Source organism: Chitinibacter fontanus (assembly GCF_013423785.1).
In the GTDB taxonomy this organism is placed as follows: Bacteria; Pseudomonadota; Gammaproteobacteria; order Burkholderiales; family Chitinibacteraceae; genus Chitinibacter; species Chitinibacter fontanus.
The window spans coordinates 114,431-137,250 of sequence record NZ_CP058952.1 but is presented as its reverse complement, the minus strand read 5'-3'; the positions used below and the strand labels follow the sequence as shown (position 1 = coordinate 137,250).

18 protein-coding genes are annotated in these 22,820 nt (G+C 53.2%); 12 read left to right on the top strand and 6 right to left on the bottom strand.

Translation table 11 applies throughout. From position 1 onward, the window contains the following. Positions 1–113 precede the first annotated feature (113 nt). Positions 114–2,411: a WG repeat-containing protein gene (locus HZU75_RS00615; protein WP_180307302.1), complete on the top strand. Its 2,298-nt coding sequence runs from the start codon at positions 114–116 to the stop codon at positions 2,409–2,411. Between the two features lie 241 nt (positions 2,412–2,652). Here HZU75_RS00615 and HZU75_RS00610 read toward each other — a convergent pair whose 3' ends face one another. Continuing rightward, on the bottom strand, positions 2,653–2,949 hold the full coding sequence (locus tag HZU75_RS00610; RefSeq protein WP_180307301.1) for a hypothetical protein: 297 nt from the start codon (positions 2,947–2,949) through the stop codon (positions 2,653–2,655). 238 nt (positions 2,950–3,187) lie between these two features. On the opposite strand from HZU75_RS00610, the gene recC reads away from it, so the two are divergent. The 3 genes from recC to recD are packed head-to-tail and all read left to right on the top strand — an operon-like array spanning position 3,188 to position 12,114. Then, positions 3,188–6,607 (top strand): exodeoxyribonuclease V subunit gamma, encoded by a 3,420-nt coding sequence (gene recC / locus HZU75_RS00605; RefSeq protein ID WP_180307300.1) that lies wholly within the window; start codon positions 3,188–3,190, stop codon positions 6,605–6,607. After that, positions 6,604–10,284 carry an exodeoxyribonuclease V subunit beta gene (gene recB, locus HZU75_RS00600; protein ID WP_180307299.1) on the top strand — a complete coding sequence of 1,227 codons (3,681 nt, stop codon included), beginning with the start codon at positions 6,604–6,606 and terminating at the stop codon, positions 10,282–10,284. Before recC ends, recB begins: the two co-directional genes overlap by 4 nt. Then, a complete protein-coding gene (gene recD / locus HZU75_RS00595) occupies positions 10,285–12,114 on the top strand; it encodes an exodeoxyribonuclease V subunit alpha (protein WP_180307298.1) in 1,830 nt (609 codons plus the stop codon). Between the two features lie 54 nt (positions 12,115–12,168). Here recD and HZU75_RS00590 read toward each other — a convergent pair whose 3' ends face one another. Further along, a complete protein-coding gene (locus HZU75_RS00590) occupies positions 12,169–12,762 on the bottom strand; it encodes a metal-dependent hydrolase (RefSeq protein WP_180307297.1) in 594 nt (197 codons plus the stop codon). 253 nt (positions 12,763–13,015) lie between these two features. Between HZU75_RS00590 and HZU75_RS00585 the strand changes: the two genes are divergently transcribed. Further along, on the top strand, positions 13,016–13,717 hold the full coding sequence (locus tag HZU75_RS00585; RefSeq protein WP_180307296.1) for a glutathione S-transferase family protein: 702 nt from the start codon (positions 13,016–13,018) through the stop codon (positions 13,715–13,717). Between the two features lie 16 nt (positions 13,718–13,733). Here HZU75_RS00585 and HZU75_RS00580 read toward each other — a convergent pair whose 3' ends face one another. Beyond that, positions 13,734–14,645: a LysR family transcriptional regulator gene (locus tag HZU75_RS00580; RefSeq protein ID WP_180307295.1), complete on the bottom strand. Its 912-nt coding sequence runs from the start codon at positions 14,643–14,645 to the stop codon at positions 13,734–13,736. A 197-nt stretch (positions 14,646–14,842) separates the two neighbouring features. Between HZU75_RS00580 and HZU75_RS00575 the strand changes: the two genes are divergently transcribed. Further along, positions 14,843–15,544, top strand: coding sequence for a transglutaminase-like domain-containing protein (locus HZU75_RS00575; RefSeq protein ID WP_180307294.1), 702 nt, complete (start codon positions 14,843–14,845; stop codon positions 15,542–15,544). An 81-nt stretch (positions 15,545–15,625) separates the two neighbouring features. Then, the gene (locus tag HZU75_RS00570; protein ID WP_180307293.1) at positions 15,626–15,868 is read left to right on the top strand and encodes a DUF2789 domain-containing protein; all 243 of its coding nucleotides are present in this window, start codon (positions 15,626–15,628) and stop codon (positions 15,866–15,868) included. Between the two features lie 59 nt (positions 15,869–15,927). Here the strand turns inward: HZU75_RS00570 and HZU75_RS00565 are convergent, their stop codons facing one another. Both HZU75_RS00565 and HZU75_RS00560 read right to left on the bottom strand, forming a co-directional pair. Next, complete coding sequence (locus HZU75_RS00565; RefSeq protein ID WP_228028135.1) at positions 15,928–16,449, bottom strand: superoxide dismutase family protein; 522 nt, start codon at positions 16,447–16,449, stop codon at positions 15,928–15,930. Between the two features lie 144 nt (positions 16,450–16,593). Next, on the bottom strand, positions 16,594–18,651 hold the full coding sequence (locus tag HZU75_RS00560; RefSeq protein WP_180307292.1) for a M3 family metallopeptidase: 2,058 nt from the start codon (positions 18,649–18,651) through the stop codon (positions 16,594–16,596). 99 nt (positions 18,652–18,750) lie between these two features. Here HZU75_RS00560 and HZU75_RS00555 point away from each other — a divergent pair, with 99 nt between their 5' ends. From HZU75_RS00555 to HZU75_RS00535, 5 genes are all read left to right on the top strand, one after another. After that, positions 18,751–19,284 carry a gamma carbonic anhydrase family protein gene (locus HZU75_RS00555; RefSeq protein ID WP_180307291.1) on the top strand — a complete coding sequence of 178 codons (534 nt, stop codon included), beginning with the start codon at positions 18,751–18,753 and terminating at the stop codon, positions 19,282–19,284. A 31-nt stretch (positions 19,285–19,315) separates the two neighbouring features. Continuing rightward, on the top strand, positions 19,316–19,930 hold the full coding sequence (locus HZU75_RS00550; protein ID WP_228028134.1) for a CDP-alcohol phosphatidyltransferase family protein: 615 nt from the start codon (positions 19,316–19,318) through the stop codon (positions 19,928–19,930). A gap of 92 nt (positions 19,931–20,022) precedes the next feature. Next, positions 20,023–20,694: a DUF502 domain-containing protein gene (locus HZU75_RS00545; RefSeq protein ID WP_180307290.1), complete on the top strand. Its 672-nt coding sequence runs from the start codon at positions 20,023–20,025 to the stop codon at positions 20,692–20,694. A gap of 72 nt (positions 20,695–20,766) precedes the next feature. Beyond that, positions 20,767–20,937, top strand: a complete 171-nt coding sequence (locus tag HZU75_RS00540; RefSeq protein WP_180307289.1) for a hypothetical protein — start codon at positions 20,767–20,769, stop codon at positions 20,935–20,937. Positions 20,938–21,018: 81 nt separating this feature from the next. Next, positions 21,019–21,891: a mechanosensitive ion channel family protein gene (locus HZU75_RS00535; RefSeq protein ID WP_180307288.1), complete on the top strand. Its 873-nt coding sequence runs from the start codon at positions 21,019–21,021 to the stop codon at positions 21,889–21,891. Here HZU75_RS00535 and HZU75_RS00530 read toward each other — a convergent pair. Further along, positions 21,883–22,803, bottom strand: coding sequence for a LysR family transcriptional regulator (locus HZU75_RS00530; protein ID WP_180308680.1), 921 nt, complete (start codon positions 22,801–22,803; stop codon positions 21,883–21,885). The genes HZU75_RS00535 and HZU75_RS00530 overlap by 9 nt on opposite strands. Positions 22,804–22,820 lie beyond the last annotated feature (17 nt).

Sequence of the window (22,820 nt, the reverse complement as noted above, 5' to 3'; positions counted from 1 at the left end):
GAGTTTACACAAAAACCAAGTGAAAATATTACTGCCTATATTGAAATATTTGTAAGAATTTGGTCAGCTTTGCGTTAAAATGGCTTTGCTTTCTATCACGGGTGCTTCAATTTATGAAATCATCAAAGCACAAAATTAGCTGGCTTTACGTGCTGTTACTGATAGCTTCGTGGTCCGCGTGGTCTAAAGAATACGTTATATGTGATCAGTATTGCGGTGTTGTTGACGAGCATGGCAAGCCGCGCTTTGCGCGAATTTTTGATCAGCTAAAGCCATTTGTGGGTGATTTTGCACTTTTCAAAAATGAAGGGCAGCCGTGGGGGCTTATTGATCGAGCAGGGCAAACACGCTATGAGTTTCCTACGGTTGAAGAGGGTCAAGCGCCTAAAGCCTGGTACGAGCCTCAAGCTTGGTTTGCGGGAACTTGGTTAAGGGTGAACAGCAATAATCAAAACTTTGCTTTGCATGCCCCATCGGGTGAAGTTTTACTGAGCGCTGTGTTGCCAGTTAGACGTGCAAATGACTGGAGCAAGGAAGGAAGTTTGCCCTATGTATACAAAACACTGCAGGGCGCGGGGCGTGAATACTACGAAATTTATAATCTGCAGGGCCAATTAAGGCTGACACTGGACTCACGGCCGGAGTATACCGACCACACAATAATGCCAGCCCAAGATCACGCCACAGGGCTGTGGGGGTATGTGAATAGAGACTTGAATTGGATTATCCCGCCGCAATATACGCTGGCATGTAAATTAATTGATGGGAGTGCCGCAGTTAAAAGTGGCGAGCGCTGGAATTTAATCAATTCGCAAAACGAACGGCTCAATACCTTTGCGTTTCTTGATCAAGACCAGGATTCAAACCCTTGTGCCAATTTTGAGAAGGCTAGCTTTGGCGTCCGCTCGCTCGAATATCAGCGTTATTACGTGCAATATCGCGATGGTCGCGCCATTCAATTGCCACTCGGTACCAAGTTGTCATCATATGGACACGATAGCCCTTACTTAATTGAGGTGTATCAGGAAAGCCAAGGTGTAACACGCGGCGTTGTTCGCACCGATGGTCGCTGGGTGATTCCGTTAGGGAAACGCGATTTTGCCATCATTGGGCCCAACGCTATTGTTTTAAAAGGTTCAAATGGCTTGGATGGTTTGCTTGATAGTCACGGCAAAATCATTGCAGAAGCGCAGTACCAAAACATTTGGCCGCTAGGCAAAAATTCTGATCTGTTTATTGTGACGAAAAACCATTTAAACGGGGTATTGAGTCGCAATAGCGGGCTGGTCATTCCCGTTCAGTATGACCGCATTGTATTGGCACGTCCGGGGATGCTGTTGGCCCAAAACCCCAAGACGAGCAGGTATCAACTTTTTACAGCAAAGGGCAAAGAGCTGGAATTTCCGCCTATTGAATATCTCAAAGGTACGTTGCCTGATGGCATTCAACGTTTCAAGTTGCTTGATGGCCGCGAGGGTTTTGTTAATGCGGCAGGGCAGTTTGTCGCTGAGCCAGAGGTGGAGCCGGCCCTAGCTAATGCCACCGAATATGATGAATTAGGCTTGGCTGCGGTCGGCGATACTTTGCTCAACAAGCGAGGTAATAAGATTGCCACCTTTAGTTCGGTATGGCCGCAGTACCGCTATGAAACAGATGACCTTAGCTATGGTCATCAATTTGAGCTTGATCCTTGCCTGATTGAGCACCCCGTTGCGTATTCGCAAGGGCAAGGCGATCGCATTCCCACCTGGTGCCCGCAAGCGAGCTTGCGCGCGGCAGTGAAAAAAACGATGACCGAATTTCATCTCTCAATGACCCTGCAAAATGCCGCGCGCTTGGCAAAGCAAAAACAACAATACCGCGCCGAACTGGCTGCACCTAGTGCAGACGTCATCGCCATTAGCCAGCGCTGGCAAAAGCGTATCAATAACATTCCCAAAGAGCCGGCTCAGCGGCCTATCAAAAGGCTAGCAGGCTCAGTTCCCGCAATGCTGCAGCAGCGCTTGCAGCATTTACTGCCCAGTGACGAGGCGATTGATTGGTCGGAGCCCACACCTTTTGATGAATGGTATTGGGTTGATCTGAACCGAGATGGCAGAAAAGAAGTGATCTTTAGCACGCCAATTGATGGCGGGAGAGGGCAGCAGTTGTATATTTTTGCCCGAACCTCATCGGCAACATGGGAGCTGATCGCACAACCCTACTCATTTGATGATCAGATCTTAGTGCGCGCCAAGCAAGGGCTGTGGCCTGAAATGGCGACGCTATTTCTTTCTAGCCAAGGTGAAGGTGGCAGTAGGTTATGGCATTATCGCCATGGCAAATACGACTTAGTGCGTCGTTGCTCGGTTTATCTTTATGAGAGCGGCGACATGTTAAATTTTTGTGTTAAAAGTGCTGAAACGAGGTAGGAAGCAGTATGTTGGGTATTGATAAATAGGCCTCTATTTTCAAAAGATCAATCATAATACGGGGTGCGACTCATCTTTATCTTCCTCGAGGGTTACGCGGCGTGTGACTATCGCATGGGCACCAAAGATCAAAGCGGCAATACCGCCTAGTAAGTCAGTAGTAATTTCCATTGTTATCCACTTGCGTGCGTAATGAACGCCTTGCAATTGAGCTGAAAATGACTTACTAATCGTAGCTAGCTTAATGTTTGTGAGGTTTTAGTTTACCCATGTATTTGAAAACGGCCTCACGATACCAATTTAATTCAAAAGAATTAGGCAAAGTGTCCGCGCTTTCCAATAAAGGGCAAGCCATCTCCGCGTTAAAGCGTTCAAAGGCTACGGTTTCATTTGGCGCGTAAATTAAATAGCCAACTACTTCAAACCCTTGGCCCAGCAACTGCTCTCTGCGGCTTATAAAATCTGCTTCTTCAACGCTTAAGCAGCATACCTTTTCTTGACCTTCAATAGCTCGCTTAAAAAACTGATATTTTGACATTTAAAATACGCCTCAATGAGTAAATGCAATCCTGTTTTTGAAATTTTGCTGTCTTTTTTGTTGCATGTATTGTAATTATTTTCAATTTTCACTGCACGATGTTTTTAAGCGATCAATCATGAAATGTATAGCTAGGCTACTCAAAGTGAGTGTGAGTCATTGTAATAACGCATTCCTGTCAGCCCATCGTCAGAACCGAAATCAGTTAGAATAAAGGCCTCCCGTCTCGGACTGTGCCATGACTAATGCTGCGTCACGCCTGAACCTCTTTCAATCCAATCGCCTAGAAAATCTGTTTGAACTGATGCAAGCGCTGTTTGCGGTGCCGCTGTCCGACCCGTTTGCCAGTGAAAAAATCATTGTGTCGAGCAAGGGGATGGAGCGCTGGTTGCGTTTTCAGTTGGCCGAGCGGGTGGGGATTTGCGCGGGGGTGGATTTTGCGCTGCCGGCGGGGTTTATCTGGCGCTTGTTGCAGGACGCGATGCCGGGCTTGCCAGCCGATTCACCGTATAGCTCGGGCCCACTGGCTTGGAGGCTGTTTGGCCTATTGCCGCAATCGCAGGCGCGCGAGGCCAGCCCGATTGTGGCGGCGTATCTGGCTGAAGGCGATGCGCGGCGGCGGATGGCGCTGGCAGGCAAGCTGGCTGATGTGTTTGACCAATATCTGGTGTTTCGCAGCGACTGGATTTCGGCGTGGGAAGAGGGGCGTTTGCTCGGTAATCTGGGGCCCGATGAAGCCTGGCAGGCTAAGCTATGGTGCGAGGTGAAGGACAGCATCCGCGCCGGTCAATATGGCGACGCCGCGCCGCATCGCGCCGAGATGTTTGTGCGGCTGTTTACCGAATGGGCAGAGCATCAGCCGCAGCGCCTGCCAGAGCGCCTCACCGTCTTTGGTGTTTCGAGCATGCCACCCGCGTATATCGATGTGCTGGGCGCGCTCTCGCAATACATCGACGTGAATCTGTTTTTGCTCAACCCGTGCATGGCTGAATGGGGGGCGATTGTCAGCCCGAAGGCGTTGGCGTTTCATGCCGTGCAGGCCAAGCGCGAGGCGCGTGAGCAAGAGAGCATGTATCTGGATGTTGGCCATCCACTATTGGCGAGTATGGGCAAGGCGGGGCGCGATTTTTTTCGGGCGATTACCGAGCGTTTTCCGTGGAGTGTCGGCGGTGAAGGCCCGCTGTTTAGTGACCCGTGCGCCAACTTGGCTGATGCCAATTTACTGCGGCAAATTCAATCCGATATTTTACATTTGCACGAGCGTGGTCATGATCAACGCTATCGCGTCGTGGCCGATGATAGATCACTTACTTTTCATAGTTGCCATAGCGCGATGCGCGAAGTGGAAGTGCTGCACGATCAATTGTGCGCCATGCTAATGCGCGATACGACGCTCAAGGCGTCTGATATCGCCGTGTTGCTGCCCGATCTGGGCCCGTATGCACCGCTGATCGAGGCCGTCTTTGGTGGCGCGGCGGCAGCGGGCGCACCGGTGCTGCCGTATAACATCGCCGATTTAACCACCGCGCAGGAATGCCCAGCGATTGAGGTGTATTTGCAGTTATTTAATCTGCCCGATAGCCGCTGCACCGCCGATGAGATTTTTGGCCTGATCGAAACGCCGCAATTGGCGCGTCGCTTTGGTATTGCCGCCGATGAGTTGGCGACGCTGCAGCACTGGATTGCTGCGGCGGGCATCCGCTGGGGGCTGGACGCGGCGCATCGCGCAGAATTTGCCGATCAACTCGGCGGCCCCGCCGCTCTGGCTGCGCTGGGGCAGGCCAATACCTGGCAGGCTGGGATCGATAGCCTATTGCTCGGCGCAGCGTTGCCGCAAAGTCTGGCGGGCGAAACTGTACCGCTGTGGCACGGCATTGCGCCGTGGGATCAGCTCGAAGGCTCGCAAGTGGCGCTGCTGGCCAAGCTCAAAACGCTAATCGATACGCTGTCACTATGGCGCGCGCGGCTGGCGCAGCCGCGCAGCTTGCACGATTGGAGCCTGACCGCACTGCAATTGCTGGAAGACTTTCTGGCGTTTGACGACGAAATCGATGCCGAGCGGCTGCTGGTGCAGTCGATCCGTGAATCGCTGGCCAATCTGGCGGAGCAGGCTCAACTGGCCGAGCTGCAACTCGAGGTAGAGCGCGCCGTGGTGCTTGATGATCTGCGCTACCGCTTTGATACCTCCAGCCGAGGCTCGGGCTTTATGTCGCGCGGCATTACTTTTTGTACCATGGTGCCGATGCGCGGATTGCCGTTTCGGGTGATTGCGCTATTGGGCCTGAACGAAGGCGATTTTCCGCGCAATCCACCTAGCGCTGGTTTTGATCTGATTGCGCAAAATCCGCAATTGGGTGATCGCTCGCGGCGCTTGGATGATCGTTTTCTGTTTTTGGAAATCATGCTGGCTGCGCGCGATGCGCTGTATTTATCGTGGGTGGGGCGCGGCGTGCTCGATAACGAGGCCTATCCGCCGTCGGTGCTGGTGGCGGATTTGCAAGACTGCGTACGGCAAGGCTTTGGTTTGGCGGGGGATGCGGATGATGATGGCAGCGCCTTGCTTAAATCCATTACGACAGAGTATCCGCTGCAAGTCTTTAGCCCAAAAGCCTTTGTAGGCAATACCCCTTCGTATAATCCGCTGTGGGCCGATGCGGCCAATCGATTGCTGGGCTTGGAAGACGACTCTGCGCCGGCTAATGAGGTGACGGCGACATCATCGTTTGACCTCGCAGTGCCTGAGCAGCTGAGCCTGAATGATCTGGCCGATGCCGTGATCAAACCGGCCGCCTATTATCTGCGCCTGCGCGCCAATCTGGTGCTTGATGAGGCTGATGGGGCCTTGCCTGAAGATGAGCCCTTTGATTTGCGCGATTTTGCTGACCGCCAAGTGCGCGATGCCGCGTTGCAATATGGTGAGTCAGCGATTGATTTATTACGCGCGCAAGGCAAAGCGCCCCTCGGCGCGCCGGGGCAATTGCTGCTGACTGAGCAAATTAGTGCCGCGCTGGTGCTGCGCGAAGCATTGCCGATTTATCGGCACGCAACACCATTACCGGTGTTTAGCACGAGCCTTGAGCTGCACGATGCGGACTGTGGCGTAACGACACTATTGCAAATCAGCCTGAACGAGCTGTATCCCGCCGGGCAAATCATTGCACGCAGTACCGTGTATCCCCGCGATGTGATTCGCTACTGGTTACGGCATCTGGCTTTGTGTGCCGTCCAATCGCAATTGGCGCTGACCGTTGTACAAACCCGCGTACTGTCGCCCGAATGGGTGTGGTATTTCCCGCTGATTGAGGCCGACAGCGCCAAAGAGCAATTACTCGAATACCTACGCTTTTATCGTGCGCATTGGCAAGCGCCGCAGCCATTGTTTACCAAAACGGCGCTGGCGTGGATTGCTGCCGAAGAAGACAAACGCTGGAGCAAAGCCGAGGGCGTGTGGTACGACAGCTACACCAAAGTGGGCGAGGGCAGCGATGCCAGCAATCGATTGCTGTGGCCAGATGACGCGCTGGCCGAAGATTCGCCACTGCGCGAGACATTTGCCGATTGGTCGCTGCGGCTATTTGAGCTGATGCAGGCTACTGTGCAAAAACGCGATTTAGCCGCCGATATTGAGCAATTTCAAGCGCAACAGGAGCCCGTATGAGCACCATCCAGTTTCAGCCGCTCGACGTGCACCAAGTGCCGCTGGCCGGGCGCAATCTGATTGAGGCCTCTGCCGGTACCGGCAAAACTTTCAACATCACTGGCCTGTATGCTCGGCTGATTTTAGGCGCCACAGATGCCACGGCCACGCCGCGCTTTGATTTAAGCCGCGCCTTATTGCCCGAGCAAATTTTGGTGGTGACCTTTACCAAGGCGGCCACCGCCGAGTTGAAAGATCGTATCCGCACCCGCTTGGCGCAGCTGGCGCAAACGCTGGCTGAGCGCACGCCGTTTGCCGTCAATGGCGAGCCCGAAGCCTTTTGCTCGCAGGTGTGGCAGCAAATTACCGAGCAAGGCCAAGATCCTGCGCCACTGTTGGAGCAATTGCGGCTGGCGCTGGCCACGCTCGATTGCGCGGCGATCTCGACGATTCATAGTTTTTGTCAGCGATTACTCACCGAGCAGGCATTTGAAGCCGGCTTTGATTTTGACCGTACGATGGTGAGAGATGAGAGCGAGGTATTGGCGCAGATCGCTCGTGATTTCTGGCGTAGCGACGTGTACCCCGCTGAAGTATCGTGGGCGACTTATTTGGCCGAGCACAATATCACCGTCGACACGCTGGCCAGATTAGCCAGCCAGCTAGCCAAGCTCGACCCAGCTGTCTTGTTGCCATTACCCGCAGCCAGCACTCTTGAGCAAATCGAGCAGCGTTGGCAAGCGGCGCTGGCGCGTTGCCACCAAAGCTGGCAGCCAACTGAGGTGGCGGCTATCTTGCGCGCGGGTTTGAGCGTGCAAAAATTTAAAAAAACCGCCAAACTCGATTTTGCCGCCGAGCCCGCATGGTTAGATCAATTTGCCGCGTTTTTCGCGCAGCCCAAGCAGCCCTTGCCGCGCCAATTTGCGCTGCTAGCGCAAAGCAAACTCAATGACTCGCTGCTGGCCAAATTTGTTAAACAGGGCGATATGCCGCCGCAGCATGCGTTTTTTACGGCGCTAGATGATTTGCTCGATAGCCAAAAATCGCGCGATGCAGATCTCGAGCTCTACTTTAATCATTGGCTATTGCGCTTCGGCGAGGTGGTGCGTCAGCAATTGGCGCTGCGCAAAGCGCAAGCCGGACAAATGTCGTTTGACGATAGCCTGACGATGTTGGCGCGCGCCTTGCGTGACCCGCAGCGCGCTGAGCATTTGATCGCCAAAGTGCGGCTGAAATATCGGGCGGCCTTGGTTGATGAATTTCAAGACACCGACCCAACCCAGTTTACGATCATTAACTCGCTCTTTGGCGCCACCAGCGATCAGGCCGAGCCGCTGCCGTTTTTCATGGTGGGCGATCCGAAGCAGGCGATTTATGCTTTTCGTGGCGCAGATGTGTATGCCTATCTGCACGCGCGTGAGCAGGCGAGTGGACGCTATTCGATTGATACCAATTACCGCTCTGATGCGCCGATCATTGCGTTTGTGAATGCGCTGTTTGCGCCGGAAACGGCGTTTATCGAAGAAAAAATAACGCATCCGCATATACAGGCCAAACAAGCCGGTGCGTCCAAGCTGCAAGTGCGCGATGAGCGCAAAGCGGTACATGCTTTTGTGTTTGATGGCTACAAAGCCGCCAAGGCCGAGCAGCTCTGCCATCAGGGCGTGGCGCAAGAAATCGCCAATTTGCTGCGGCTGGCGCAAGCGGGGCACGCGCAGCTGGGCGAGCGCGCCTTAGCGCCGGGCGATATAGCGGTGCTGGTCAGCAGCCATCAGCAGGCCAGCCAGATGCGGCGGGCACTCAGCGACTTGGGCGTGCCCTCTGTATCGCAATCGCGGCAAAGTGTGTTTGATTCGGATGAGGCGCGCGGCTTACTCGCCTTGCTGCAGGCCGCCAATGAGCCAGCCAATTCGGCCTTGCTGCGCCGCGCCTTGGTCAGCAGCATTGTGGGTTTATCGGTGCCGCAATTGCAGGCGCTGATCGCCGATGATGCGGCTTGGCTGGCGCAAGTAGAGCGTCTGCAGATCTTGCGTGATGAATGGCGTAAAGCTGGGTTTATGGTGATGTTCCGCCGCTGGCTGGTGGAAAGCCGCACGCCTGCGCGGCTGCTGGCTTTTGCCGATGGCGAGCGCCGCTTGACCAATTTATTGCACGTAGCCGAGCTGATTCAAAACGAAACGCGCGCTCGCCCCAGCCCTGCGCTATTGCTGGCTTGGCTTGATCGGCAGGTGGCCGAGCCCGATCACAGTGCCGAAAGCCAGCAAATGCGGCTGGAAAGCGATGCCGATCGGGTCAAGATTGTCACCATTCATGCCTCCAAAGGTTTGGAATACCCCATCGTGTTTTGCCCGTATGCGTGGAAAACCCGTACTGAACTAGTGCGCGATCAGCAATTGGTGGCTTTTCACGATGAGCATGAACAATTATGGGTCGATGCCGGAACCAGCGAGCGCGCCGCGGCCATTGATCGTGCGCAGTTTGAGGCCAAAGCAGAACAAATGCGGCTATTGTATGTGGCCTTAACTCGCGCCAAGCATCGGCTGTATTTGGCGTATCCGGCGTTTGAAAAACTGCATGCCAGCTCAAAATCGGGCATGCAAAACGCGCCGCTGGCGCAGGTGCTGTACCACGAGCAAAAACCACTCAATACCCAAATTGGTGAATGCACGCTCGACGAAATACAAGCGGCGTTTACGCAATTGGGTGATGTCTCGGTCAGTGCGTGGCCCATCGAGCGCGCTGCGTATCAGCCCGAGCGCCGCACGCAGCAAAAATTAAGCGCCGCCGTGTGGCTGCCGCGGCCATTGGCGGCGCCGTGGCGGATGGTGAGCTTTTCGGGTTTATCACGCGGGCAGGCCAAGCACAGTGAAAGCGGCGCCGATCACGATGCCGCTGCGATTGAGGCTGGCGCAACGCAGCTCGCGCCAGACCTGCCACTGCGATTTACATTTAAACGCGGTGCCGACGCGGGTACGGCGCTTCATGGCATGTTTGAACATTGGGATTTTAGCCAGGTTGATCGCCAAGGCTGGCAAATACCGATCGCTGCGCAATTGCAACGCGCGGGTTTGCTGGCTAAGGATGCCGATCTGGCCGAGCAGGATGAGGGTATGTTGCCAGAGCTGGCTAATTGGCTGGGCGAAGTGATTGATACCCCTCTGGGTAATGTGGGCTTTGCGCTGCGCGATTTAAGCAAAAAGCAGCGTTTGAATGAATGGCCATTTTTGATGCATTGCCCCAAGCTCAATCTGGCGGCCTTTTGCCGCGTATTGGCGCAGCCCGAATTTGGCCTGCCAGCCGAGTTTATTGCCGCCAGCAGTCGACTCAAGCCCGAGCAGGCGCAGGCGTATTTAAATGGTGTGATTGACTTGGTGTGCATCCACCAAGGGCGCTATTTCATTGCCGATTACAAATCAAACTACTTAGGCGCTGATTTTGCCGACTATGGCCGTGCCGCGCTGACCGAGGCGATGGCCGACGCGCATTATTATTTGCAATATCTGTTGTATGTGATTGCGTGGCATCGGCATATGCAAAGCCGCATGGGCGATGCTTATGATTACCAGCGCGATTTTGGCGGCGTGTTGTATTTGTTTATCCGCGGGATGCACCCGCAAGCGGGCGAAAATGGCATTTGGTTTGACAAGCCCAGTGCCGCGTTGATTTATGCGCTCAATCAAGCCTTGGGAGGGGTGTAAATGCCGCCAATGATGACCACAAGCGCCGCAATCGATCCGCTGATTGAGCGCAATAGCTCCGCCTTTGCGCAAGCCTTTGTGCAATTACTGCGCCGCCAAGTACCTGCCGCGCCACCTGATTTATTGGGGCTGGCGCTGCAGGCGGCCAGCGCCACCGAGCGCGGCGATGTGTGCGTGCCGATTCCAGCGGGTACTGATGTCGATGCGTGGTATCGCACGGGTTTGGTCGGGCGCGCGGGCGATTTTTGCCCGTTGATTGGCGAGTTAAATCGCTTGTATCTGGCGCGTTATCACGCCTATGAAGCACGGCTAGCCGCCCAATTGCGCGAGCGCTGCGAAGCCCCCGCCGTTGGATTGAACGCTGCCGTAGACTTGAGCGCGCAAATCAGCCGCCTGTTTGGCGCGCCCAGTGCCGAGATCGATTGGCAACGCGTCGCGGCAGCGGCGGCGCTACAAAAACAATTGATGGTGATTAGCGGTGGCCCCGGTACGGGCAAAACCACGACGGTGGTGCGGCTGCTGGCGCTATTTCAGGCGCAGCAACTATCGCAAGGCCAGCCGCCACTGCGGATTATGCTGGCCGCGCCCACTGGCAAGGCGGCCAACCGGATGCAGGAGGCCATTCGCCAAGCGCGCAGCAAATTACCCGCCGATTTAAGCGCGCTGATCCCCGATACGGCCAGCACCTTGCACCGGCTATTGGGCAATCAAGCCAATGCGGTGCAATTTCGTCATCATGCCGCCAAGCCTTTGGTGCTGGATGTGCTGGTGGTCGATGAAGCGTCGATGATCGATTTGGCTTTGATGAGTAAATTACTCGATGCGATGCCGCGTCATGCGCGGCTGGTGCTGCTGGGCGATAAAGACCAGCTCGCCTCCGTCGAGGCCGGTGCAGTGATGGGCGATTTATGCACCGATGCCGCCTTATCTCCTGCGTTTGCCGCGCAATTAAGCGATTTAACCGGCCAAACGATTAGCCCCGAATTCTCGCCTAGCATCATGGGCGATCACGTGATTACGCTGCAAAAAAGCTACCGTTTTTCAGGCGTGATTGGTCAGCTGGCCAAAGCCATTAATGGCGAGCAAAGCAAAAAGGTGTTTGAGCTGCTGCATGAATCAGCGCAGAGCGCGCCGCAAGCCGATGCGCCGCTACAGTGGCAAGACAGCAACCCAGCCACGCACAGTGCCGCGCTTTTAGCCCCGATTTGGGCGGGCTACGCGCCGTATTTTGCGGCGGTGAAAGCCTTTGCTGAGCGTATGCAACAGCAGCCCGACGATGAAAACGCCGCCAGCGTGTTTGCCGCCTTTGATCAATTTCGCGTGCTCAGCCCCTTGCGCCGTGGCCTAGCCAGCGTCGAGCAAATCAATGCGCAGCTTGAGCAAAGCCTCGCCAAACGTGGCCTGCGCCTGCCTGACCAAGCGTGGTACGCCGGCCGCGCCGTACTGGTGCCGCAAAACTTGTACGAGCTTAATTTATTCAATGGCGATATCGGCCTGACTTTGCCCGATGCCAACGGCAAGCTATGGGTACATTTTCTCGAGGCTGAAGGCGGCACACGCAAAGTCGCGCCATCGCGCCTCGCTAGCGTCGAAACCGCCTTTGCGCTCACCGTCCACAAGTCGCAAGGCTCGGAATTTGCGCATGTGTTGCTGCTGCTACCCAGCAGCGAATCCGGCGCTAGCCCATTGCTGAGCCGAGAGCTAGTCTACACCGCCATCACCCGCGCCAAAACCAAAGTCACCCTCTGGGGCGAAGCGAGCACAATACGGCAAGCAATTGCCAAAAAGGTTGAGCGGCAGTCGGGGTTAGCAGAGCGATTGTTGATGTGATTGATATAGGTATGGTTTCACAGGCTTTATTTTTAAAAGCTTACGTAACTATACCTAGGTGGAGGCTAGGCGAATCACTAACTGTACCAGCATGGTTTTGCTGTGGCTGAGTAAATCCACTAGCTGGGTTTGCAAGTCGAGTCGCAATGGGGCAATCCACTGATTGCCCGGCCGTTCAAGCGCCACCCAGACAAAATAACCCACGCCAAGCCAGCAGGCGCGATAAATACTGTGCTCCATCCAGCCGTCTGATTTAAACAGATTCAGCGAAAATTTCTGCCGAACTGGCCACAGTAATGGCACGCCTGATGGGGTGAGCATATCGCCGATCAGATGCGAAAGATAGCCAACAACCAGCGGCAACACCGGCCAATTGTGTTGCTGATGATAGGTCAGTAGTAAATACACCATGCTGGCGACCATCAGCAGTGAATGAGTGAAGCCGCGATGCCCCAGAATGGCGGCGAGTGGGATCGAGATATACGGCACAATTCGGCCAAAAGTCGATTTGGGGTGATCTAAATCGGGTAGCAGCCCGGCCGCGCCCGCTAGGGCAACTTCATGCAATTGCGGCATGCGCTGCAAAATGCCAACACTGCAAGCCACCATCATCAGTGAGGCAAATGCAATGTGGGTTCGGGCCATCATGGGTGAATACCTAGCAAACAGGGCACACACCTAGTTGGGTATGTGCTTGTAACCGTTGAAAACCATAGGGGCTGCGAAGATACCAGATTTGTTGTCAGCTTGCGCAGGATTTTGTAAAGCCTGTCGGCATCGGGGTCGGTGCTTGCTTGGAATTTAGGCTAATACAGTCTACGCACACGATGCCGCGCAAGGCGGCTGAGTCTGGCATGATGCGGGCAAGACACCGATTGAATGACGAGCGAGGACGCTGTAGATGAGCGAGATCACGTTATATGGTTTTGGGCCAGCTTATGGCTTACCCGATATTAGCCCCTTTGTGGTAAAAACCATGACGGTGCTCACAATGGCTGGCTTGCCATTCACTATTAATCGGCGCGGCTATGGCAATGCCCCCAAAGGCAAGCTGCCTTATCTGCAAGATGGTGAGCAGATTATTGCCGATTCGAGCTTTATTTATTGGCATCTGGAGCAAAAATACGCGCTCACCCTCAATGCGCATTTAAGCGCTGCGCAATTGGCTATCGCTTGGGCATTTGAAAAAATGATGGAAGACCATCTGTACTGGGCCATGCTGTATGAACGGTGGATCAATGAGGCAAATTTTCAGCGGGGCCCGAAAACCTATTTTCGCTTTTTGCCATGGCCGTTACGTGAACTAATTCCGACCTTGGTACGGCGTAAAATTGGCCGCAGCTTGCAGGCGCAGGGTATGGGGCGGCACCAGAGTGCTGAACGCATCCGCCTGGCACAGCAAGATTTGGATGCCTTGGCTGATTTTCTAGCCGACAAGCCATTTTTGCTAGGGGAGCAAGTTTGCTCTGCCGATGCCACCGTGTTCGCTTTTTGCCAGAGTGCGATCTGCCCGCATTTTAGTGGTGAATTGCAAGCCTACGCTGCCAGCAAAGGTAATATTGTGGCGTATGTGGCCAGAATGAAGGAAAAATATGGCCTATAGAGCAATACTCCCGACTTTATGCTTGAGCTGCTAACCGTGGTCGTAGCGCTTCAACAATAAAATCAATGAAAATCCGGTATTTGCGCGGCATGCTGGACCGATACGGATAAACCAAAAACACCGGAATCGGGTTGGCATGCCATTGGGGCAGAATGGCTTCTAATAAACCCAATTTGCAATAGGTTTCCCCCACAAACTGCGGCAGCAGGGCCACACCGTAGCCATTGATCGCGCTCACCGCCAAAGTTGGATTGGTGTCACTGCACAACACTGGTTTTAGGGCCGCTCGATATTCTTCCTGTCCATTCATCAATAACCATTGGCGCGAATATTGGTAATCGTCATTGATTAAAGTGGCATGATGAATCAAATCTTCGGGGTGATTCAGCGGCGGTGCACTGGCCAGATAGCCGGGGGCTGCAAACAATTTGTCTTGCGCAAAGCCCAGTGCTTTGGCCACCAAACGTTCGTCGCCCACTCGGCCAACCCGAATGCAGAAATCGACACCATCGGCGCCCGGTGAAATCAGCCGATTATTGGAATCCACCCGGATCCGCAGCAGTGGGTGCAGCCGCGCCAGCTCAGCCATCAAGGGACCGATGGCATATTGCGATAGCGATGGTGTGGTGCTAATCCATAACTCGCCTTCAATCAGTTGTTGGGTGTCTTCAATATCGAGCCGCACTTGCCCTAGTAACTCACGCAGCGCAACTGCATGTGGCAATAGTTTTTGTCCCGCTTCGGTGAGCGTCATGCTGCGAGTACTGCGTAGCACCAGTACGGTACCGAGTTCTTTTTCCAGCTCGCGAATTAATTGGCTAACGTGGCTTTTGGCGCAGCCGCGTTCTTGTGCTGCGGCGGTAAAGCTACCAAGACGTGAAAGTGATTCGAAAGCAAGCAATGCATCTGGATCTAGTATTGTTTTCATATCAGAACAGTGTATTCCAAAAATGGCGCTTATCGGCCGATGAAGTGCCATCTATGATAACAACATCTAAAGATTTGAGAACAAAGAGGCAACAAAATGCGCCGATTTCTGACAAAACTGTACACATTCTTACGAGGAGTGCTGTCCGGGATTCATTACGATGCTTTCTCGCGCTCGCCTTTCTATTTGAATAGCGAATGGAATCAACCCCGCCGTTGCGCGCCAATGTCTTGCGAAGAAGAAACTTTGGAGCAATTGCGCGATCGCTGGCGTTTTCATTAATTTATCAGAGGCTGATTTTGCAAGATCTTGACCCTTATTTAGCAGCTTGCCCGGTAATTGATTGGCATCATCCAGCGATTACCGCGCAAGCTTTAATTTTGGCCGATGATTCGGTTGAACAAACCGTGATCAATTGCTTTGAGTTTGTTCGGGACCAAATCGAGCACGTGATTGATTTTCAGCGCGACACCATGACGATTAAGGCATCGGAGGTCTTGATTCAGGGGAGTAGCTTGTGCTTTGGTAAAAGCCATTTGCTGGTCGCATTACTACGTGCCAATGGGATTGCTGCCGGTTTGTGTTATCAGCGCTTGAGATGGGACGGGGCTGATTCAGCTTTAAGCTGGCACGGTTTGGTGGCGTATTGGTTGGCTTCGCACGGCTGGCATCGGTGCGATCCGCGCGGCAATTCAAGCCTTGGTGTTAATGCACAGTGCAAAATTGGTCAGGATGATTTTGCCTTTGCGCTGACTCATTCTGGTGAGCAATTATTTGCCGAGATTTGGGCGCAGCCTTGGCCAGCTTTAGTCACTCATTTAGAGCGCTGCGCCACAGTTGATGCCTACTGTAATTACCCGTTTGATGACAGCGCCGCAGAATTGACGTTAGTCGCTTGATTTTAAATAATTCATCTTTGAACTGCGCGGTACTGTGTAGGCTAGAGCATGCCAGTGAATTCACCGCGCAGGAGAAGCATCATGCAAGCGCCATTTCATCCCATGTCGCAATTATTTAGCCAGTTGGGTCTAGACAATCGGCCACAGGCCATTACTCGTTTCGTCGATGAGCACCCACTGCCTCAGGAAATCAGCATTGTTGCGGCGCCATTTTTCAGTTATTCCCAATGCGAGTTTCTACGTGAAGGGCGCGAAGAAGACTCCGATTGGTGTGAACTAATTGATCAGCTTGAAGTGATGCTGCATTGGAAGGCTTTGCACTAGAGGTATAGAGTTGAAGTTGCCTGATGATAGGAGCTTCAACTTTATACCTAGTGTGGGTATTACATTTGGCTAATCACCGCGCAAGCGATGCGCCCACCCGAATTGCCTGCAGGCTGAGTGGTGTAGTCATCAGGGTTGGCATGAATAACCACGGCACGGCCGATTAGCGTATTGGCTGCTCCCGGATCTACACTTAAATCCATCAGCATTATTTCAATTGGTGCTTCACCTTGGGCGTTCGCCTGCAGGTTTGGTAAATCCCCCGCGTGATGAACATCGTCTGGCGCACCGTGCTTAGTTTTCGCAGGGTTAAAATGCCCACCTGCACTGCTAAAATCAGCCTTGCTGCAATCGCCAACTTCATGGATATGAAAACCATGTTCACTATTGGGCTTTAAGCCCATCACCTTGCCCTTGAGCATCAGATGACCATCCATGACGTGTACCATCAGCATGCCTTGGATCGCTTGATTGGCTGCAGACTGAAAATGTCCGCCGATCATCGGGTTCATAGGGTGCATTGCAGGCTGCTGCGCACAACCTGCAAGTACTAAGCTGGCTAAAATTACTTTGATTTTCATACTCTTAACTCCTGCTGCGGTGAGTTTTTTAGCGTAGTTGCTTAGTCGAAAGAGCGCAGGTGGCTAGAGTGCAGAAAGCTAGATAAACGGCGAAAAAAAGCCCCAGACTGGCTGGGGCGGGTGTAAACGTGCGGCCTAAGCGAATTAATTGCTCAAACCATTGTGCCGTAAGAGCGCATCAATCGCTGGGGAACGGCCACGGAAGGCAGCGAACGATTCAGCCGCTGGGCGTGAGCCACCGACCGCGAGGATTTCCTTGCGGAACCGCGCACCGACCGTTGGGTTGACCACGCTGCTGCCGGTTTGATCCGCGGCTTCTTCAAATGCCGCGTACGCGTCGGCGCTCAAGACCTCAGCCCATTTATAGCTGTAGTAGCCCGCCGCATATCCACCGGCAAAGATGTGGCTAAACGATTGCGGGAAGCGGTTGTATTCCGGTGGTAAAGGCATGGCCAATTCTTGCTGCACCGCTTGCGCAAACGCGGTTAAATCGCCGGCCGAAATCGCTTCGGATTTTTGGTGTAGCGCCATATCAAAAATCGAGAAATACAATTGGCGTTGCAGCCCTGAGCCGCTCTGGAAGTTTTTTGCTGCCAGCATTTTATCAAATAGGGGGCGGGGTAATGCCTCAGAGGTCTCGATATGCTTGGTCAGAGCTGGCAATACCTGCCATTCCCACGCAAAGTTTTCCATAAATTGGCTTGGCAATTCAACCGCATCCCATTCCACGCCGCTGATGCCCGAAACTTCCAGCTCGTCCACTTCGGTCAGCAAATGATGCAGTGCGTGGCCCATTTCGTGGAATAGCGTAATCACATCGTCGTGCGGCAACATTGCGTCTTTACCGTCAACGCCGCTAGCGAAGTTACACACGATCAGTGCCACTGGCGTTTGCACTGTGCCATCGGCGTGTAGTTTGCGGCCGCGTACATCGTTCATCCACGCGCCGCCTTGCTTACCTTCGCGGGCGTGCAAATCCATATACAAGCCGCCGACCAACGAGCCATCGTTGTTTTTCAGCTCGAAATACTGCACGTCGGTATGCCACACCGGCGCTTGGGCTGGCACAAATTGCAGGCCATACAGCTCAGAAATTAATTTAAACAAGCCAGCCAATACCGTCGGCTCGGTGAAGTATTGCTTCACTTCCTGCTCGCTAAACGAGTATTTCTGCTCGCGTAGACGTTCCGACACCAGCGCCAGATCCCAAGCTTCAAGTTTTTCAATGCCAAATTCAGCTTTGGCAAACGCTTCCAGCTCGGCGCGGTCTTCCAGCATATAGGGCTTGGCGCGCGCAGCCAGGTCTTTCAAGAATGAAATTACCTGCTCTGGGCTATCGGCCATTTTGGTAACTAAGGAAGTTTCGCCAAAGTTTTCATGGCCGAGTAATTGCGCGCTTTCTTGGCGCAGCGCCAAGATCTCTGGAATCAACACGCCGTTGTCCCACTCAGCCTTGCCAAACTCAGACGCGCGCGTCACATAGGCGTGATAGAGCTTTTCGCGCAGCGGGCGGTTTTGCACGTATTGCATCACCGGCAAATAGCTTGGCATTTTTAGCGTGATTTTGTACAAACCTTCTTTACCATCGGCGGCCGCTTGCGCAGCGGCTGCCGCGAGGTTGTCGTCCGGCAGGCCGACTAATTCATCCTTGCTGACATACAGCGCAAAATCATCGGTGGCGTCGAGCACGTTTTGTGAAAAGCGCGTCGTGAGCTCAGATAATTTTTCTTCGATTTCTTTAAAACGCTGTTTTTGCTCAGCTGGCAATTCAGCACCCGACAACACAAACCCACGAATCGCGTCGTCGATAATCACTTTGCGCGTGGCATTGAGCGAGTCGTATTCGCGCTCTTTAATGCCTTTGTACAAGGCAAATAGCCGCTCGTTTTGACCTAGCTCGGTAAAGAAATTGGAAATGCGTGGGATATTGCTGTTGTACACTTCGCGCAGCTCGGGCGTATTCACAACCGATTCCAGATGCGCCACCACGCCCCAGGCGCGGCCTAGTTGCTCTAGCGGCTCTTCCAGTACGGCAAGGCCATCCCAGCTTGGCTCGGCAATCGCTTCGGCAGCAGCAATCGCTGCGCTGGCTTTTTCCAATAGCGTATCGAGCGCAGGGTTAACGTGCTCAGGCTTTACAGCCGCATACTGGGGTAGGGTAGTAAAGTCGAGCAGTGGATTTGGCTGGGTGATCGTCGTCATGGGTGCTCTCAGGTAGAATTAGATAATGAGTGTAGTGAATAAATGGGCGCCAAGTCGGTAAATTCAAGCTGGTGGCTCCACTAACAAGGGTGAAAACAAATGACAGTGGAAGTGTTTGACGGCATCGCGCCAGAACTGAGTGCTGGCGCTTGGGTGCATGCGCAAGCGAGCGTAATTGGTGAAGTGAAATTGGGCGAAAATGTGTCGATCTGGCCCGGCGCAGTGCTGCGCGGCGACGTGAATCATATCCATATTGGTGCGGATTCCAACGTGCAAGATTGCAGCGTGCTGCACACTACGCATAAACGAGCTGATGATCCGCTCGGCGCGCCGTTGGTGATCGGCGAGCGTGTGACGGTAGGGCATGGCGTGATGCTGCATGGCTGTACGATAGGCAATGAATGCCTGATTGGCATGGGCACGATTGTGCTCGATCGCGTGGTCATTGAAGACCATGTGATGATCGGTGCTGGCTCATTGGTGCCACCGGGTAAAGTGCTGAAATCGGGCTATCTGTATATGGGTCGCCCGGCCAAGGAAGTGCGCGCACTCACCGAAGACGAAATCGCGCATTTCAAATATTCGGCGGCTCACTATGTGAAATTGATGAGCAAATACCGCGATGCGGTGTAGTGCTCTCAAATGTTGATTTTTTAGAAGGTTCATGATGGCTAAACCCTTTGCGATGATTCGCGAATTTCATCTGGCAGACTGGTTTACACTGGGTAACGCAGTCTGTGGGACTGGCGCGTTGTTTGCGGTGATGTCTTTTATTCAATTATCGGATCCGCTGCATCTGCATTTTGCCGCGGCGCTAATTTTTGTCGCGCTGGTGTTTGATGTGCTCGATGGGCGCATTGCACGCTGGCGACAAAAATCGTCGGCCTTGGGGCGTGAGCTCGATTCGCTGGCTGATGTGATTTCGTTTGGCGTTGCACCGGCGGTGATGGGTTATGCCTGCGGGATGCAGGGCTTGTTTGATCGAATTATTTTAGTATTTTTTGTCGCTTGCGGCGTATCGCGCTTGGCGCGGTATAACATCACCGCCGAGGCTCTCTCGGATGGTAGCGATAAGGTGAAATACTTCGAAGGCACGCCGATTCCTACGTCGCTATTGCTGGTGCTGATACTGGCCGCGGCGGTGTCAAATGGTGCAATTGGGGCGCAACTTTGGTTCGGTAAAATCGAAATTGCAGGTTTTTATCTGCACCCGCTCGCGCTAATGTTTGCGGCATCTGGCTCGTTAATGATCAGTCGGATTCGGATTCCTAAATTGTAACTTGATGTATTTGCCGCAAGCGCTTATCAATAGTGAGCTTGAGGCTGATACACTCTGGTAGTATGGTTTTTTCAGACTTAGTGCAGGAAAAAATGGTTAAAAGAAGTTTAAACAGCATGTTGCGCACTTGGCTGGCGGGGCTGTTGGCCCTTTTGCCGCTGCTAGTGACGGTATCACTGCTGGCTTGGGTGGTGAATCTGCTCAATCATTATGTTGGCCCAAGTAGTTTAATTGGGCGCATTTTTGCTTTTTTCGGGCAAACCTTTGTAAAAAATCCTGCGCTGGAATACATCACTGGCACGCTGCTGTTGGCTGGTTTTATTTATGTACTCGGTATCGTGGTGCAATCGCGGCTAAAAAAACCGCTGGCAGCATTGGTAGACCGTACGGTGCGTCGCCTGCCGGTGATTGGTAGTCTTTATAATCTGGCCGATCGCTTTGTCGGTTTGCTAGATCAAAAACAGGATGCCGATATTGGTGCAATGAGCCCGGTATGGTGCTTGTTTGGCGGTGATGGGGTCGCAGTGTTGGCCTTGATGCCCAATCCTGAGCCAGTTGAAATCGAAGGTCGGGAGTATCAAGTAATTTTGGTACCGACCGCACCAGTGCCGATTGGCGGCGGCTTGCTCTATGTGCCCAAGGATTGGATTCGCCCGGCCAATATTGGGGTGGACAAACTAACCAGTATTTATGTTTCGATGGGTATTACGCCGCCCCCCAATTTTGCCAAAGCAACTTCAGCGACCCCTGTGGTAATGAAATAGTTGTGGTATGCGCACTGAAATGCATTGGGTGACGATGTATAATCAGCGCTGAATTTATCAACGAGGTTGACCATGAACGCGAAAATTAAACGCTTAAGCAAACGCCAACAGAAACGCTATTTGTTGCGTGAAGCAGAAAAAGTCCTGCAAAACTTGTTGATCGCCAATAAAGGTATGCCATCAGAAGATCAGTTGGAAGCGGCAGTATCTGTGCGTTACAACGAGATTTTGATTAAATCTTAAGCCGATTTTGCCTAGTCTTAAGCCCTGCCTTGCAGGGCTTTTTGTTTTGCTGTGAAAGAGTGAATCGCAATGGAGAGCTTTATGCTATCTGCCCCTCAATGGCTGAATGAACTATTACCCTCTGCCGTCGATAAACCGACGCAGCATGATGTAGTGGCATCGCTGCTGTTTGTGCTGTTGCTGATGATTGGGCGCTGGTTAATCCGCCGCTCGGTGATCGCACGCACCGACCTGAGTGTAGAAGTGAAGCGCCGTTGGCTGGTGACCTTGCGCAATGTCTGGCTGATTATTTTTGTGGCGGGTTTAACCTTGATTTGGGGGCGCGAACTGCAAACGCTGGCGGTCTCGATGGTTGCCATTGCCGCGGCCTTGGTATTGGCAACCAAAGAAATGATTATGTGCCTAATGGGCTCGATTTATCGCACCAGTACCCATGCGTTTAGCGTAGGCGATCGGATTGAGTTCAATAAGCTCAAAGGTCAGGTTGTCGATACCAATGTGCTCTCGTTCACGGTGGCAGAATCTAGCTATGCTAGCTCACAGCAAGGTACGGTGGGGCGAGTGGTAACAATACCGAATAGTTTGCTGCTGGCCAATCCGGTGTTCAATGAAACGCGGCTGGGTCATTTTGTCATGCATACCGTGCATGTGCGCATCCCGCGTGAAGATGATTGGCATGCCGCCGAATTAATCTTATTGTCGGCAGGACAGCAGGCTATTACCGAGTATGACCATGAGCTAGCACAGCACGCGCTTGAGCAGCAGAGCCTGCAAGTGCTTAATGCACTGGTACTGGAGCCGCGGGTGCGAATCGATTTAGAAGATATTGATTCGATTGCATTCCAATTGCAATTACCTGTGCCATTAGGGCAGCGTGCCAAGGTGGAGCAGGCTATTTTGCGGGCATTTTTGCGCCAGCATCAGCCTGCTCAGCAAGGTGGCGACTCAAAGTAAAACCACGTCGGCCAAATTTTGCACGCTCACCGTGCGCATCGTTTCTACAAAATCAACTAAATATGCCGCCTGTTGGCGATCAGTATGCATTGCCGCATACAGCTCGCTTTTTAATCCTTGTGCCGTGATGGGTTTGGCCACGACATAGCCGCGGTCCAGATAACTTTGTACGCTCCAGCGTGGTAGCGCAGCAATGCCGCGGCGGCTGGCGACCAATTGCAGCATTGCTACAGTTAGCTCGGTTGGACGACGTTTAGGGTTGATGCCGGCAGGTTTGAGTACTTTGCGTAGCAAATCAAGCATCTCATCCGGTACCGGATAGGTAATGAGCGTTTCGTTAGCGAAATCGGCGGCATCCAAATAAGGTTTGCTTGCTAGGGCATGATCGGTTGCCAGTAAGGCCACCATGTCGTAGCTAAACAAGGGTAAATGGCTTAGCTCGGGCTGTGACTCAACCTCCGACACAATCGCGATATCAGCGCGATCTTCATACAGCAATTGCACCGGGTCAGCATGAAAGCCCGACACAATATCGAGTTCAACCTCGGGCCAGTGCTGGCGAAACTGATCCATTGCCGGCATTAGCCAATCAAAACAAGTGTGGCACTCGACCGCAATGCGCAATTGTCCCGCCTGACCTTCGCGCAAGCGCGCAATATCGCGCTCGGTTGCTGCAATACTTGGCAGCACATCACGGGCTAGCGTGGCAAGTTTTTCACCCGCGGCAGTGAGTTTAAGCGGATTAGATTTGCGCGCAAACAAGGGCAGGCCGTAATGATCTTCCAATAATCGTACCTGATGCGAGAGAGCGGATTGCGTTAGATGTAGCCGTTCGGCAGCGCGGGTTAGGCTGCCGGCTTCGGCAATAGCGGTAATGGTTTTGAGGTGACGTAGTTCTAGCAGCGATTGCATGTTGGGCTCGGTTACAG